The 14,755-nt window shown below is 64.7% G+C and carries 10 protein-coding genes and 1 pseudogene; 3 read left to right on the forward strand and 8 right to left on the reverse strand.

Annotation, left to right across the window (positions count from 1 at the left end):
- Positions 1 to 54 precede the first annotated feature (54 nt).
- Positions 55 to 3,531: an indolepyruvate ferredoxin oxidoreductase family protein gene (locus tag ACVIIV_RS33555; protein ID WP_456748008.1), complete on the forward strand. Its 3,477-nt coding sequence runs from the start codon at positions 55 to 57 to the stop codon at positions 3,529 to 3,531.
- 277 nt (positions 3,532 to 3,808) lie between these two features.
- Here the strand turns inward: ACVIIV_RS33555 and ACVIIV_RS33560 are convergent, their stop codons facing one another.
- The 3 genes and pseudogenes from ACVIIV_RS33560 to ACVIIV_RS33570 form a co-directional block, all read right to left on the reverse strand.
- Positions 3,809 to 4,828 carry a S1C family serine protease gene (locus ACVIIV_RS33560; protein ID WP_456748009.1) on the reverse strand — a complete coding sequence of 340 codons (1,020 nt, stop codon included), beginning with the start codon at positions 4,826 to 4,828 and terminating at the stop codon, positions 3,809 to 3,811.
- Positions 4,829 to 4,919: 91 nt separating this feature from the next.
- Entirely contained in the window at positions 4,920 to 5,369 is a 450-nt protein-coding gene (locus ACVIIV_RS33565; protein WP_456748010.1) for a hypothetical protein, read from the reverse strand.
- Positions 5,370 to 5,498: 129 nt separating this feature from the next.
- A pseudogene (locus ACVIIV_RS33570) lies at positions 5,499 to 7,098 on the reverse strand (GMC family oxidoreductase).
- Positions 7,099 to 7,298: 200 nt separating this feature from the next.
- Here ACVIIV_RS33570 and ACVIIV_RS33575 point away from each other — a divergent pair.
- The gene (locus ACVIIV_RS33575; protein ID WP_456748011.1) at positions 7,299 to 8,087 is read left to right on the forward strand and encodes a thermonuclease family protein; all 789 of its coding nucleotides are present in this window, start codon (positions 7,299 to 7,301) and stop codon (positions 8,085 to 8,087) included.
- Between the two features lie 221 nt (positions 8,088 to 8,308).
- Here ACVIIV_RS33575 and cyoD read toward each other — a convergent pair whose 3' ends face one another.
- The 4 genes from cyoD to ACVIIV_RS33595 are packed head-to-tail and all read right to left on the reverse strand — an operon-like array spanning position 8,309 to position 12,162.
- Positions 8,309 to 8,695 carry a cytochrome o ubiquinol oxidase subunit IV gene (gene cyoD / locus ACVIIV_RS33580; protein ID WP_456748012.1) on the reverse strand — a complete coding sequence of 129 codons (387 nt, stop codon included), beginning with the start codon at positions 8,693 to 8,695 and terminating at the stop codon, positions 8,309 to 8,311.
- Entirely contained in the window at positions 8,692 to 9,333 is a 642-nt protein-coding gene (locus ACVIIV_RS33585; protein WP_456748013.1) for a cytochrome (ubi)quinol oxidase subunit III, read from the reverse strand. Before ACVIIV_RS33585 ends, cyoD begins: the two co-directional genes overlap by 4 nt.
- Positions 9,333 to 11,333 (reverse strand): cytochrome o ubiquinol oxidase subunit I, encoded by a 2,001-nt coding sequence (cyoB, locus tag ACVIIV_RS33590; protein WP_456748014.1) that lies wholly within the window; start codon positions 11,331 to 11,333, stop codon positions 9,333 to 9,335. The genes ACVIIV_RS33585 and cyoB overlap by 1 nt, the downstream gene beginning before the upstream one ends.
- Positions 11,323 to 12,162: a cytochrome ubiquinol oxidase subunit II gene (locus ACVIIV_RS33595; protein WP_456748015.1), complete on the reverse strand. Its 840-nt coding sequence runs from the start codon at positions 12,160 to 12,162 to the stop codon at positions 11,323 to 11,325. The genes cyoB and ACVIIV_RS33595 overlap by 11 nt, the downstream gene beginning before the upstream one ends.
- A 252-nt stretch (positions 12,163 to 12,414) precedes the next feature.
- Between ACVIIV_RS33595 and ACVIIV_RS33600 the strand changes: the two genes are divergently transcribed.
- Positions 12,415 to 13,215, forward strand: a complete 801-nt coding sequence (locus tag ACVIIV_RS33600) for an SDR family NAD(P)-dependent oxidoreductase (protein WP_456748892.1) — start codon at positions 12,415 to 12,417, stop codon at positions 13,213 to 13,215.
- Between the two features lie 175 nt (positions 13,216 to 13,390).
- On the opposite strand, the gene ACVIIV_RS33605 is transcribed toward ACVIIV_RS33600, so the two are convergent.
- Positions 13,391 to 14,728 (reverse strand): PQQ-dependent sugar dehydrogenase, encoded by a 1,338-nt coding sequence (locus ACVIIV_RS33605; RefSeq protein WP_456748016.1) that lies wholly within the window; start codon positions 14,726 to 14,728, stop codon positions 13,391 to 13,393.
- Positions 14,729 to 14,755: the final 27 nt, after the last annotated feature.

The raw sequence follows: 14,755 nt of genomic DNA on the forward strand, positions 1-14,755 counted from the left end.
GCACTCCCTCCCGCAGCGCAAACCCCACGCCGAACCAAGACGAGGACTTCCGAAATGACGCTGATGCAGGTCGAGCTGGACGATAAATACCGGCTCGAATCGAAGCGGATCTTCCTGTCGGGCACCCAGGCTCTGGTCCGCCTTCCCATGTTGCAGCGCGAACGCGACCGGATCCATGGGCTCAACACCGGCGGCTTCATCTCGGGTTATCGCGGTTCCCCGCTCGGCATGTACGACCACGCGCTGTGGCGCGCGAAGTCGCACCTGCAGCAGCACGACATCGCCTTCGTTCCCGGACTCAACGAAGACTTGGCCGCGACCGCGGTCTGGGGCAGCCAGCAGGTCGGCCTGTTTCCCGGCGCCAAGGTCGATGGTGTGTTCGGCATCTGGTACGGCAAGGGTCCCGGCGTCGATCGCTCGGTCGATGCGCTCAAGCATGCAAACGCGGCCGGCACCTCGCTTAGTGGCGGCGTGCTCGCGCTCGCCGGCGACGATCATGGCTGCCAGTCCTCGACCCTGGCACATCAGAGCGAGCAGGTATTCGCAGCGGCGCTGATCCCCGTGATCAATCCCGCAACGCTGCAGGACTATCTCGATCTCGGCCTCTACGGTTTCGCCCTGTCGCGCTTCTCCGGCTGCTGGGTCGGCTTCAAGGCAATCAGCGAGACCGTCGAGAGCTCGGCATCCATCTACAGCGATCCTGAACGTATCCAGATCAGGCTGCCCGATGATTTCGAGATGCCACCCGGCGGCCTCAACATCCGCTGGCCCGATCCGCCGCTGGAGGCGGAGAGGCGCCTGTTCGGCCCGAAGATGGCCGCCGTGCAGGCCTTTGCCCGCGCCAACCAGCTCGACCGCATCGTGCTCGATTCCAAGCCGGCCCGGCTCGGCATCGTCGCGACCGGCAAGGCCTATCTCGACCTGCGCCAGGCGCTCGTCGACTTGGGCATCACCGACAAGGACGCGCAGGATCTCGGCCTTCGCATCTACAAGGTCGCGATGACCTGGCCGCTGGAGGAGAGCGGCGCCAAGCGTTTCGCCGAGGGTCTTCAGGACGTGCTCGTGGTCGAGGAAAAGCGCGGCTTCATCGAAGACCAGCTGATGCGCATCCTCTACAACGTCGATGCGTCCAGACGCCCGATCGTCACGGGCAAGCGCGACGAGCGCGGCGCACCGCTGTTGCCGAGCGAGGGCGAGCTGACGCCGACGATCGTCGCGTCCGCGCTGGTGGCACGCTTGCGCAAGCTCGGCCATCACAGCCCGGTGCTGGAGCAGCGCCTGGCACGGCTCGAGGCGTTCGACAATCCCGTCACCGCGAGCACGTCGATCAAGCTCGCGCGCACACCGTTCTTCTGTTCGGGCTGCCCGCACAACACCTCGACGCGCGTCCCCGAGGGCAGCCGCGCCATGGCTGGCATCGGCTGCCACGGCATGGCCTTGAGCATGCCGGCCCGCCGCACCGACCTGATCTCACATATGGGCGCCGAGGGCGTGAACTGGATCGGCCAGTCGCCCTTCACCACCGAGAAGCACATCTTCCAGAATCTCGGCGACGGCACTTATACCCATTCCGGGCTGCTCGCCCTTCGCGCGGCATCGGCCGCCGGCATCAACATCACCTACAAGATCCTCTACAACGACGCCGTCGCGATGACCGGCGGCCAGCCGGCCGAAGGCGCCTTCAACGCCGCGCAGATCGCGCATCAGGTCTGGGCCGAGGGCGTCAAGCGGCTCGCGATCGTCTCGGACGATCCCGGCAAATACCCCGAAGGCAGTTACTTCCCGCAGGGCGCGACCATCCATCATCGCCGCGAGCTCGATGCGGTGCAGCGCGAGCTGCGTGACGTCAAGGGCCTCACCGTCATCATCTACGACCAGACCTGCGCCGCGGAAAAGCGCCGCCGCCGCAAGCGCGGGCTCTATCCCGATCCCGCCAAGCGCGCCTTCATCAACGAGCTGGTCTGCGAAGGCTGCGGCGACTGCTCGCAGGCCTCCAACTGCGTCTCGGTGCAACCGCTGGAGACCGAGTTCGGCCGCAAGCGCCAGATCGACCAGTCGAACTGCAACAAGGACTTTTCCTGCGTCGAGGGTTTTTGCCCGAGCTTCGTCACCGTGCATGGCGGAACGCTCAAGCGGATGAAGACCTCGGCGGTCGATTCCGGGCAGCTGTTCGCCGATCTACCACTGCCGCCGGCGCGTGAGCTCGACGAACCCTACAACATCCTCGTCACCGGCATCGGTGGCACCGGCGTCATCACCATCGGCGCCCTGCTCGGCATGGCGGCTCATGTCGACGGCCGCGGCTGCTCGGCGCTCGATTTCACCGGCCTGTCGCAGAAGAACGGCGCCGTCATGAGCCATGTCCGCATCGCGCCGAGGCCGGAAGACATCTCGGCAGTCCGCATCACCACTGGCGGCGCCGATGTCATCCTCGGCTGCGACATGATCGTCTCGGCAGGTCCCACTGCGCTCAGCCGCGCCGAGCGCGGCGTGACGAAGGCCTATATCAACGCCGATTTGCAGCCGACCGCGAGCTTCGTGCAAAATCCAGATCTCGATTTCGAGATGGGCACGATGCAGACCGTGCTGCGCGACGCGATCGGCGACAAGAACCTCGACATCATCGACGCGACAGGCATTGCGGCGGCGCTGATGGGCGACAGCATCGCGACCAATCCCTTCATGCTCGGCTTCGCTTTCCAGAAGGGCGCGATCCCGCTGTCGTTGGAATCCCTGCTCCGCGCCATCGAGATCAACGGCGCTGCGATCGAGATGAACAAGCTCGCCTTCACCTGGGGCCGTCTCGCCGCCCACGACATGTCGCGGGTGCGCAGCGTGCTCCAGTTCAAAGCTAGGGCGTCCACGCCGGTGAAATCGCTCGACGACATCATGGCGACCCGCGCGGAATTCCTGACCTTCTATCAGGACAAGACCTATGCCGACCGTTATCTTGCGGCGGTCGCCAAGGTGCGGAAAGCGGAAAGCGCCGTTTCGCCCGCGTCAACGGAGCTGACCGAGGCTGTCGCGAAGAACCTGTTCAAGCTGATGGCCTACAAGGACGAGTACGAGGTCGCGCGGCTCTACACCGACGGCAGCTTTGCCAGGAAGGTGTCGGAGAAGTTCGACGGCGACTTCACGCTGAAATACCATTTGGCACCGCCGATCTTCGCCAGGCGCGACAAGGCAACGGGCCGGCTTCAAAAGCAGGAGTTCGGCGGCTGGATGATCCATGCCTTCCGCATTCTCGCCAGGCTCAAGTTCCTGCGCGGCAGCGCGTTCGACCCGTTCGGCCGCACCGAGGAGCGTCGCACCGAACGTAAGCTGGTCGCGGATTATCTGGCGATGATCGATCAGCGGATCCTCGGCCTGCAAGCGGCGCAGATTCCGCTGCTGACACGGCTCGCCCGCGTCCCCGAGACGATCCGCGGCTTCGGCCATGTCAAGGAAGCCAACATCAAGCTGGCGGCGGCCGAGACGGCGCGACTCGAAGCGGAGCTGGATAACAGTCGCTTTGCGGCTGCTGCGGAGTAGCAGGGCGAGCAGGCTCTCTCCACGTCATTGCCGAGGAGCCCTTGCGACGAAGCAATCCAGATTGCCTCTGCGGAAAGACTCTGAATTGCTTCGCTTCGCTCGCAATGACGCGATTGTGGGGCGCGCTCGCCACTCTCGGTGTCATCGCCCGGCGAAGGCGGGCGATCCAGTACGCCGAGACGGTTGTGGCTCAACGATAGGCCGCGGCGTACCGGATGCCCGCCTGCGGGCATGACGAGGATGCCAATGGGTAGACGGGGCCCCCGCCTACTCCGCGCTAGCGCGCCGGCCTGCGCTCGATCGGGTCGATATCGATCGCCCGCAGGCGGCCGAGCCGCAGCACGTCCATGGCGAGCCGCCGGCCGATCCGGTCGCGGTCGAGCACGCGGATCAGATCGTCGACGCCGTTGATCTCGACGCCGTCGAGCCTGATCACGACGTCGCCGGGGAGCAGGCCCGCCTTCGCCGCCGGGCCGTCAGGCTCGATCTGCATCAGCAGCGCGCCCATCTTGTTCTCGACGCCGGCCAGCACCGCATGGCGCCGCGGGACCGGCGCGGTCTGCCCGGCGACGCCGATATAGGCGCGACGGACATAGCCGTGGCGGATGATCTCCGACAGCACGAATTGCGCGGTGTTGCTGGCGACCGCGAAGCAAATGCCCTGCGCGCCGTTGATGATGGCGGTGTTGATGCCGATCACCTCGGCGTTCGACGACACCAGCGGGCCGCCGGAATTGCCGGGATTGAGCGCAGCATCAGTCTGAATCACGTCCTCGATGGTGCGCCCGCTCACCGAACGGATCGAGCGCCCGAGCGCCGAGACCACGCCGGCGGTCACAGTCGATTCGAAGCCGAGCGGATTGCCGATCGCGATCACGAGCTGACCGCGCCGCAGGCTCTTGGAGTTACCTAGCGCGGCATAGGGCAAATGCCGCACGCCGTTGGCGCGCAGCAGCGCAAGGTCGGTGTCGGGGTCGACACCGAGCACCTGGGCGTCGCCGACATGGCCCTCGACGTCGCGCAGGCGGATCTCCTTGGAGGAGCCGACCACGTGGCTGTTGGTGAGGACGAGTCCGTCCGGCGAGATCACGATGCCGGAGCCGAGCCCGCCGCGCTCGCGGCCGTTCGGCACTTTCGGCCCGGTCTCGACCCGCACCACCGCAGGGCCGACGCGGTCGGTGACATCGATCACGGCATTGGAATAGGCGTCCAGCAGCGCCCGGTCATCGGCCGGGACGGACGCCGTCGTTCGCGATGACGATGCGTCATCGGCGATATCTGAGGTGAAGTCCAACATGGCAAGTGTCCTTGAGGTTCACACAGATGGTGGCCTGTTCCCTCCAGCGCAAGTGGCCCGACCGGGGCGCAGGGCCGGACTGCCCAGATGGCTAGGGCGCCCGCCTCAGCGAGCCGCCTCTTGCCTTGACCGGGTCGAGCAGCGACCAGTCCCCATCCGGGAGCACATGCCCCTTGGGGAATGGCGCGCGCAGCTCGAGCCCCAGCGAGCGCAGCACGCGGTCGTCGCGGTAATAGCACTGCAGCACGACACGGACCAGCGTTGCGGCGGCGACGCCGCCGTGCTTGCGAAACTCCTGCGCCACCGCATCGCGCGCGGCAGCATCGAGCTCGGCAAGCGGCCCTCCGGCGAGCCGCGCCAGATGATCCAGCGCTGCCGCAACCAATTTGGCATCGCGGCCAAGCGTTGCCAGCATATCGGCATGGATCGCGGGATCGTCGGCGCCGGGCACCTTGTACTCGTCGCTGGCCGGAATGATCATCGCCGCAATGGTGCGGAGGTCGTCGCGCTGCCGCAGCGTCAGGGAGAGCTGTTCAGTCATGGCTTCCTCTTCTAGCACTCGCGCGGCAATGAAAGTGCACTCGCCGCGCTCTTCGAGCGCGTCGACCTCTCCCGCAGGCGGGAGAGCTGCAGCGAGTTCGTAGCGGGTTCGGTGCATCCATAACGCGGATCAATCAAACAAATTGGCGAGGCGCTGCTTCATCTGGTCGCCGATGTAGAGCGCGAGGGCCTGGATGGTGGAGGTCGGGTTCACGCCGCCCGAGGTGACGAAGATGCTGCCGTCCACGATGAAAAGGTTCTTGACGTCGTGCGTGCGGCCCCATTCGTTGACGACGGAGCGTTCGGGGTCGGTGCCCATGCGTGCGGTGCCGAGCAGGTGCCAGCCGCCCCACGGGATCGGCGAGTTGACGCAGATTTCGGTCGCGCCCGCCGTCTCGAGAAACTCCCGGCCGCGCGCCAAGGCATGCTCCATCATCTTCCGGCTGTTCTCGCTGATCGTGTAGTCGATCTTCGGCGCGGGAATGCCGTGGCTGTCCTTCAACACGGGATCGAGCGTGACGCGATTGTGCTCTTCCGGCAGATCCTCGCAGATCGCGGAAAAACCCAAGCGGTGGCCGTTGAGCTTGCGGAAGACGCTGTGATGATCGGCGCCCCAGGGCAAAATGCCCTTCTGCTCGCTGACGACGGCCTCGAACACCGGCCCGGCGCCGCGCACGAACTGCACGCCATAGCCACGCACGAAGCCGCGCGACAAATCGGTGTCATACCATTGCTTGCTCCACAGGCAGGTCGGGGGCGCGCGGTTAGAGTCGGTCGGTTCTTTCACATAGCCGTAGATCTGCGCATAGGGGTGGAACATCAGGTTTCTTGCCGACGAGGCCAGACGAATTGGCAAGGCCGTTCGGGAACCGCGAGGACGCCGAGTTCAGCAGCAGCCGCGGCGTGCCGACACCGTTGCAGGCGATGATGACGACGTGAGCGGGATGAAACTGCTCGATGCCGTCCTTGTCGTAATAGACCACGCCCGAAGCCATGCCGTTCTCGTCCGTGGTGATCTCGCGGACCCGGCAATGGGTGCGCAGCTCGACGCCGGCGCGGATCGCATGCGGCCAGTAGGTGATGTCGGTGGAGGACTTTGCGCCCTGCGCGCAGGCCGGCGTGCAATGGCCGAGATTGATGCAGCGCGCCCGGCCTTCGTAATCCATCGTCGCGACCGTGGTGTCCGACGGCCACCAGTGCCAGCCGAGCTTGTTCATGGCCTTGGCGATGATGGCACCGGACAATCCCATCGGCTGCTGCGGCATCGGCGGATGCGTCAGCGGCGACAGCGGATCGCCTGACAGGCCTGACGTGCCCATGATGCGGTCGTTCTCTTCGAAGAACGGGATCAGCGCGTCGTAATCGATTGGCCAATCGTCGGCGACGCCATCGAGCGTCTTCACCTTGAAATCGGAAGGGTGCAGCCGCGGCCAGTGCGCGGTGTACATCACCGTCGAGCCGCCAACCGCGTTGTAGTTGACGACCTTGATCGGGGAGTTGTCGTCGTTGATCGGGTAGTCCTCGGGCCGGCCACGGACGTTCGGGCTTGACGACCATTCGCCGTAGAACTTGGCCTCCCAATCCCGGCCTGTGCTGGGATATTCCGCCGGGTTCATCCAGCCGCCCTGTTCCAGGCAGAGGATGTGCATCTTGGTCTCGGCCAGCGACCACGCCACCGCCGCGCCTGAAGCGCCGGCGCCGATGATCAGGACGTCCACGGGGTCTTTCATCGCAGCCTTTTCCTCCCCCTCGCCGCTTCCCGGGCGATTCGGCCTTGCGCGGTCAGCGAGGCCGGCGAACGATAGGGTCAGAGTGACGGCCGAGTAAAGCCGCGAGGCCGGAATGTCGCACTTCGCAGGGTGCAGACCATTGGTATCGCCACATCCGGATGCTAGGAACAGGGCGCACGAGCCATCGATAGCGAGACCGTATGTCCTTCCAGAAATTCCTTGCCGCCGCCCGCGCTTTTGCGCTCGTTTCGTTTTTCGCCTTGTCCGGATTTCTGGCCTCGTTCGGGCCGGCCTCCGCGCTGACCGGCGCCGCGACGGCCCGTGACGGCAACTCGATCCAGCTCGGCGACGTCACCTACCGGCTCGACGGCGTCGACGCGCCCGAGCTGGACCAAGTCTGCATCGACGATCACGCCGATTCCTGGACCTGCGGCATCGAGGCCCGCGACCAGCTGACGAAGCTGATCAACAAGCGGACGGTGCGCTGCGACGACGTCGGGCCCGAGAAGAGTTTTGGCAAGCGGCACCGCGCCATCTGCACGGCCGAAGGCGACAAGGCCAGCTTGAACGAGCAGCTGATCAAGCTCGGCTTTGCTCTCGCGCGCGAGCCGATCAAGGCCAACGTCAAGCCGGCAGCCACCGATGCCAAGACAGCGGCGGCTGGCATCTGGAAGGGCTGCTTTGTTGCGCCGCAGGATTTCCGTAGCGGCAAGAAGGACGGCGCGCTTCTGGGCGCCGCCTGCCGGCCCGACCGCGACAAGGAGATTCGCGCCGTGCTGTTTCCGGAGGAGCTGACCATGCCGCCCAGCTGCAGCATCAAGGGCAAGCTTGCGGTGCGCGCCCGCGTCACCGGCAATATCGGCATCTATCATCTGCGAGGCTGCCCGAGCTATCCCGCGACCACGAAACCGGACCGCTGGTTCTGCTCGGAGGACGACGCCCAGGCGGCCGGCTTCCGCAAGGCCTACAATTGCCGCAGGCCAAAATGAATCGGGGGTTCACGCATCCGTGAGTAGTACTCCGAGACCGTATTGATCCGGAATTGAACTCTTTCGCGAGTTGCTGCACTTATCAACATACGCAAGCGCCTTGCGCGAGCGTTTCCTTGGCAGCAATCCGGCTCCGGCCCGATTGTCTTTGCTCGGGCGTTTCCTCCCTAGACTTGGCCGCTTGTCACCACAAGCGGCTCTTCTTTTTTGTGCGGGGTCTATCACTGCATCCGCATGATGTGGTCCATCGGCGGCATGTTGGCGTTGAGATGCGCCATGATCCAGACCGTGCCTCCGACAACCAGGAACACGACCAGCAGCCCGAAGGCGAGCGCAAGCACGTTGTTGGTGTTGTCGGGGCCCGTGGTGATGTGCAGGAAGAATACGAGGTGCACACCCATCTGCGCGATCGCAAGCACGATCAGCGCGACGGGAATCGAGGGTTGCCAGACCAGATCCGTGCCGGCGATGAAGAACGACGTCGCCGTGAGCAGCAGCGCAAGCACGAGCCCGACGACGTACCCGAGGATCCTTGTGCCGACGCTGTGCTGCTCTTCCTCGCCCGGTGCGAGGTCGTGTTTGGCCATCCCATGCGTCTGCTCACTCATGGCGCACTCCCGAGCAGGTAAACGACGGAGAACACTGCGACCCAGATGATGTCGAGCGCATGCCAGAACAGTGCAAAGCACATCATCCGGCGCAATATGTCGGCGCGAAAGCCTTTTGCGAACACCTGGGCCATCATGGTGAGCAACCACAAGACGCCGGCGGAGACATGCAGGCCGTGGCAGCCGACCAGGGAGAAGAACGCGGTCAGGAACGCACTGCGCGACGGGCCATAGCCACGGGCGACAAGGTCGGCGAATTCGCGGAACTCGATCACAAGGAATATGAGGCCGAGCACGCAGGTCACGGTCATGCCGAGATAGAACCAGAACCGGTTGCGCACGTCGGCAGCGATGCTGGCCATGCCGCAGGTGAAACTCGAGAGCAGCAGGCAGACCGTCTCGATCGCGACGTTCCTTTGCTCGAAGATCTCCGCGCCCTTGGGGCCGCCGGCGGTCTGGCCGACCAGCACGGCATAAGCCGCGAAGAAGCAGGAGAACATCACGATGTCCGAGAGCAGGAAGATCCAGAAGCCGTAGGCGGTCACGATCCGCTTTGCCGCAGGCCCGGGATGCTCGACGACGACGCCGATGTGATGGGGATCGGCATGGGCGTGGCCGACGGTCGTGGTCATCGCCATCAGACCGCTCCCGCCATGCTGACGAGGCTGCGTCGTTCCTCGATATTGATGCGGTCGATGCGGGCGACCTCGTCGGCCCGGATGACGTACTCATCATGGTCGCGCCAGGCGAACACGACGAAGGTCGCAAACGCGCCGATACCGCCCAGGATCACCATCCACCAGATATGCCAGATCAGCGCGAAGCCCATGATGGTGGCGAAGAACGCGCAGACGAAGCCGGTCGGCGAATTGCGGGGCATCTCGATGTCCTGATATTCGGGCTCTTCGTGCGCGAACGATTGCTGCCGGGCATGGGCCTTCATCTCCCAATAGGCGTCCTCGCCGCGCACATCGGGATTGAAGGCGAAGTTGAACACCGGCGGCGGCGACGAGGTCGCCCATTCCAGCGAGCGCCCGTCCCAGGGATCGCCGGTGCGATCACGCAGAGCCTCGCGATTGCGGATGCTGACCACGAGTTGCACGATCTGGCAGATCACGCCGATCGTCAGCACGGCCATGCCGACTGCCGCAATGATCATCCAGGGCCGCCAGGCCGCAACATCATAATGCTGCATGCGCCTGGTCATGCCGAGCATGCCGGCAATGTAGAGCGGCATGAATGTGACGTAGAATCCGAGAAAGGTGAACCAGAACGCCGCCTTGCCCCAGCGCTCGTCGAGGCGGAAGCCGAACGCCTTCGGGAACCAGTATTCGAAGCCGGCGAAGGCGCCGAACAGCACGCCGCCGATGATGACGTTATGGAAGTGCGCGACCAGGAACATGCTGTTGTGGAGCATGAAGTCGGCCGGCGGCACCGCGACGAGGACGCCCGTCAATCCGCCGATGATGAAGGTGACCATGAAGCCGACCGACCACAACATCGGCGTCGCAAAGCGGATGCGGCCGCCATACATCGTGAAAAGCCAATTGTAGATCTTCACTCCCGTAGGTATCGCGATGATCATGCTGGCGATACCGAAGATGGCGTTGACGTCGGGCCCCGCTCCCATCGTGAAGAAATGATGCAGCCAGACCATGAATGAAATGACGCAGATCGCCATGGTCGCAAGCACCATGGAGCGGTAGCCGAACAGCGCCTTGCCGGAGAAGGTCGAGACCACCTCCGAGAAGATACCGAAAGCGGGCAGCACCAGGATGTAGACCTCGGGATGACCCCAGGCCCAGATCAGGTTCATGAACATCATGACGTTGCCGCCGGCCTCGTTGGTGAAGAAGTGGAAGCCGAGATAGCGGTCCAGCAGCAGCATCGCGAGCGTGGCGGTGAGGATCGGAAAGGCCGCGACGATGAGAAGGTTCGAGGCCAGCGTGGTCCAGCAGAACATCGGCATGCGCAGATAGTTCATGCCCTTCGTGCGCAGCTTCAGCACTGTGGTGACGAGATTGATGCCGGCCACCAGCGTGCCGACGCCGGAGATCTGCAGCGACCAGGCGTAATAGTCGACGCCGACGCCGGGCGAGTAGGACAATTCCGACAGCGGCGGAAAGGCGAGCCAGCCGGTGCGCGCGAACTCGCCGACCACCAGCGAGACGTTGACCAGCAGCGCGCCGGTCGCGGTCAGCCAGAAGCCGACCGAATTCAGCGTCGGGAATGCGACGTCGCGCACGCCGAGCTGCAGCGGCACGATCAGGTTCATCAGCCCGATCACGAACGGCATCGCCACGAAGAAGATCATGATGGTGCCGTGGGCCGAGAAGATCTGATTGTAGTGCTCCGGCGGCAGATAGCCCTGCGACTGGTAGGCCACCGCCTGCTGGATCCGCATCATGATGGCGTCGCTGCCGCCGCGCAGCAGCATCACCGAGGCGAGCAGGATGTACATGACGCCGATGCGCTTGTGATCGACGCTGGTGATCCATTCGCTCCAGAGATAGGGCAGATGTCCCTTCACCACGACCCAGGCCAGCACGCCGAGGATTGCGACCAGCACCACCGCGCCGGCGACGAGCGGAATCGGCTGATCAAACGGAATGGCCGACCAGTCGAGCTTACCGAGCATCATGGCCTCCACTGTGCGACCGGCCTGCCTCGGATGCGAGCTCCGGCCCGGGTCCCGGCGGAATGTGCTGTGTCGCGATCAGGTCGAACAGCCGGGGATCGTCGAGGCGGTAGACCGGCCGGCCCTTCTCGATGCCCTGCTGCATCAGCTTCTTGTAGCTGTCCGCGTTCAGCACCGCATCCGTCTTCGCGGTGGCCGCCACCCACTCCGGAAAGGCGAGCGGCGAGATCACGTTGACGTCGAACATCATGTCGGGGAAACCGTCGCCGGAGAAATGCGCGGACAGGCCCTGAAGCTTGCCTTCATTGTCGGCGCGCAGGTTCAGCTTCGTCACCATGCCGTTCATGGTGTAAATCATGCTCCCGAGCTGCGGGATGAAGAACGTGTTCATCACGCTCGACGAAGTCAGCTGGAAATTCAGCTCGGCGCCGGCGGGCACCGTCAGCGTGTTGACGGTGGCGATGCGCTGGTCCGGATAGATGAAGAGCCATTTCCAGTCGAGCGACACGGCCTGGATCCGCACCGGGCTGCCGGTGCCCGGCACGGGCGCGGCCGGATCGAGCTGGTGCGAGCCGATCCAGGCGACGCCGCCGAGCAGGATGACCGTGAGTGCAGGGATTGCCCACACCACCATTTCGACGCGGCCGGAATAGACGAATTCAGGCTGGTACCGCGCTTTGGGATTCGAGGCGCGAAACCAGAAGGCAAAAGCCAGAATCGCGAAAATGGTCGGCACCACGATCACGAGCATGATGAAGACGGAATCGACCAGGATGGTGCTGTTGGCCGCAGCCACAGGCCCTTGCGGATCGAGCAGATTCATCGGCATGCCACTGGCGGTTGGGAAGCCCCGGGACTGAGCCTAGCGCGGGAAAGGCTCCGGCAGCAAACGCCGCGGCCTTGGAACGGTTCCTGGATTGCAAGGTTCAGCCATGCGCGATGGGCCGGCCCGCGACATGCAATTCCATGTGATCTCAATGAGATGAGCGCAGAAGCGACGCTCTTCTCTCCGGTCGGGGCCATTGCTAATCTGCACGAAAATAATGGGATGAATAATGCCCGCGCCTGGGAGTGGACTGAGATGCGCTTGAGCGACAAGGTTGCGATCGTGGTCGGGGCCGGGCAAAGCCCCGGAGAAGGCATGGGCAACGGCCGCGCCACCGCGCTGACCTTCGCGCGCGAGGGTGCGAAGGTCTTGTGCGTCGACCTCGATCTGGAGACGGCGCAGGAGACGGTGACGATGATCGCCGCGAAGCACGGCACCGCCGCGGCCTTCAAGGCCGACGTGACCAAGGCTGCGGACATCAAGGCACTGGTGGCCGACGCGCAATCGCGCTGGGGCCGGATCGACGTATTGCACAACAATGTCGGCGTCAGCCTGTCCGGCGGCGACGCCGAACTGCTGCAATTGACCGAGGAGGCGTTCGACCGCGTCGTCGCGATCAATTTGAAGAGCTGCATCCTCGCCGCGAAAGAGGTAATCCCGATCATGCGCGCGCAACGCAGCGGTGCCATTATCAACATCTCCTCGATGGCGGCGATCACGACGTATCCTTATGTCGCCTACAAGGCGACCAAGTCGGCGATGATCGCCTTCACCGAACAACTCGCCTACCAGAACGCCGAATACGGCATCCGCGCCAACGTCATTCTGCCCGGCCTGATGAACACGCCGATGGCCGTCGACACCCGCGCCCGCGAATGGCACAAGACCCGCGCCGAAGTCGAAGCCGAACGCGACAGCAAGGTACCGCTGCGCAGGAAGATGGGCACGGGATGGGACGTCGCGAATGCCGCGTTGTTCCTGGCGTCGGACGAGGCGAACTTCATTACGGGTGTGACGCTGCCGGTGGATGGTGGAGCGAGTGTGAGACGGGGGTAAAGCGAGCGCGGTGCTCTTACCCTCCCCTGGAGGGGGAGGGTCGATGCGCATGCCGCGAAGCGGAATGCGCAGCGGGGTGGGGTGACGGTCTCACCACAACGCACAGTGCCCGAGTGGAGAGATCACCCCACCCCGGCGCTTCGCGCCGGCCCTCCCCTTCCAGGGGAGGATGAAGTCAGCGCACGCTCGTCACCCGCCAGATCGTGCCGTTGCCGTCCTCCGAGATCAGCAGCGATCCATCCTTCGCAACGGCGACGCCGACCGGACGCCCCCACACTTCCGTGTCGTTCACCACGAACCCCGTGACGAAATCCTCGTACTCGCCGGTCGGCTTGCCGTCCTTCATCCTGATGCGGATCACCTTGTAGCCGGTGCGCTTCGACCTGTTCCAGGAGCCGTGCTGAGCGGCGAAGGCGTCACCCTGGTACTCCGCGGGAAACTGTGTGCCCTGATAGAAGGTCATGCCGAGCGAGGCCGAATGCGGCTGGATCAGCACGTCAGGCACTATCACCTTGTCCTTGAGGTCCGGCCGCGCGCCGGCGTGGCGCGGATCTTCATTGTTGCCGATATAGAACCACGGCCAGCCGTAGAACGCGCCCTCCTTCACGCTGGTCACGTAATCGGGCACGAGATCGTCGCCGAGGCCATCGCGCTCGTTGGTCGAGCACCACGGCAGACCGGCCTGCGGCTGGATTGCGAGGCCGACACAGTTGCGGAGGCCGGTGGCGTAGATCTTTCGCTCCTTGCCGTCAGGATTGAACGCCAGCACGGCGGCGCGCTCCGTCTCGCTGGCCCAGGCCGCGCCAAGCGGCTGCGTCTTCGACCACGCTTCCAATCCGCCCGGCGGCATGCCCATGCCCTCGGCGACGTTGCTGAGCGAGCCGACGGAGACGAGCATGCGCTTGTTGTCAGGTGTGAAGACGATGTCGCGGGTGGAATGGCCGCCGTCATGCGGCAGGCTCGCAACAATCGTCTCCGCCTTGCCACGCGCCTTGAGATCACCGGCCTGATAGGGAAAGCGGACGACGCTGTCGGTGTTGGCGACATAGACCCATTGCGGATTGTCGCCGTTCGGAAAGAAGGCGATCCCGAACGGCTGCCGCAGGCCGCTGGCATAGACCTCATTGGTCGCGACCCTGCCGCCCTCGCCCGCGCGCAACACACGGACGTTGCCGGCCCGTGTCTCCGCGACGAAGACATCGCCGTTCGGCGCCACGCGCACGATGCGCGGCGCGCGCAGGCCTTCGGCGAACAGTTCGATCTTGAAGCCGGCCGGCACCTGGAGCGCGGCCTCCGGCGGACGCGGCACCACGCGCGACGAGCTCGCAACCGATCGCGAGGCGCCCGGCCTGACCAGATCCTGCGGCCGGATCAGCCTGACCGTGCCGGGCTTGTCAGCCCGCCAATCGCCATAGGCGTCTTTGCCCTGCAGCGCCGGCTCGGCCTGCGCGCCGGTCGCAACTGCAACCAGCAGCGCTGCGAGCATCGCCACCAACGATATCCTGTTGCTCACGTCATCTTCCTCCCGCTTTGCAAATGT

The organism is Bradyrhizobium sp. USDA 4354 (genome assembly GCF_054060315.1).

What these genes read in the sequence shown, in the direction of transcription:
- ACVIIV_RS33565 (WP_456748010.1), bottom strand. Translation starts at nt 5,369, where the DNA reads ATGACTGAACAGCTCTCCCTGACGCTGCGGCAGCGCGACGACCTCCGC.
- ACVIIV_RS33585 (WP_456748013.1), bottom strand. Translation starts at nt 9,333, where the DNA reads ATGGCGATGACCACGACCGTCGGCCACGCCCATGCCGATCCCCATCAC.
- cyoD (WP_456748012.1), bottom strand. Translation starts at nt 8,695, where the DNA reads ATGAGTGAGCAGACGCATGGGATGGCCAAACACGACCTCGCACCGGGC.
- ACVIIV_RS33555 (WP_456748008.1), top strand. Translation starts at nt 55, where the DNA reads ATGACGCTGATGCAGGTCGAGCTGGACGATAAATACCGGCTCGAATCG.
- ACVIIV_RS33575 (WP_456748011.1), top strand. Translation starts at nt 7,299, where the DNA reads ATGTCCTTCCAGAAATTCCTTGCCGCCGCCCGCGCTTTTGCGCTCGTT.
- ACVIIV_RS33600 (WP_456748892.1), top strand. Translation starts at nt 12,415, where the DNA reads ATGCGCTTGAGCGACAAGGTTGCGATCGTGGTCGGGGCCGGGCAAAGC.
- ACVIIV_RS33595 (WP_456748015.1), bottom strand. Translation starts at nt 12,162, where the DNA reads ATGCCGATGAATCTGCTCGATCCGCAAGGGCCTGTGGCTGCGGCCAAC.
- cyoB (WP_456748014.1), bottom strand. Translation starts at nt 11,333, where the DNA reads ATGCTCGGTAAGCTCGACTGGTCGGCCATTCCGTTTGATCAGCCGATT.
- ACVIIV_RS33560 (WP_456748009.1), bottom strand. Translation starts at nt 4,828, where the DNA reads ATGTTGGACTTCACCTCAGATATCGCCGATGACGCATCGTCATCGCGA.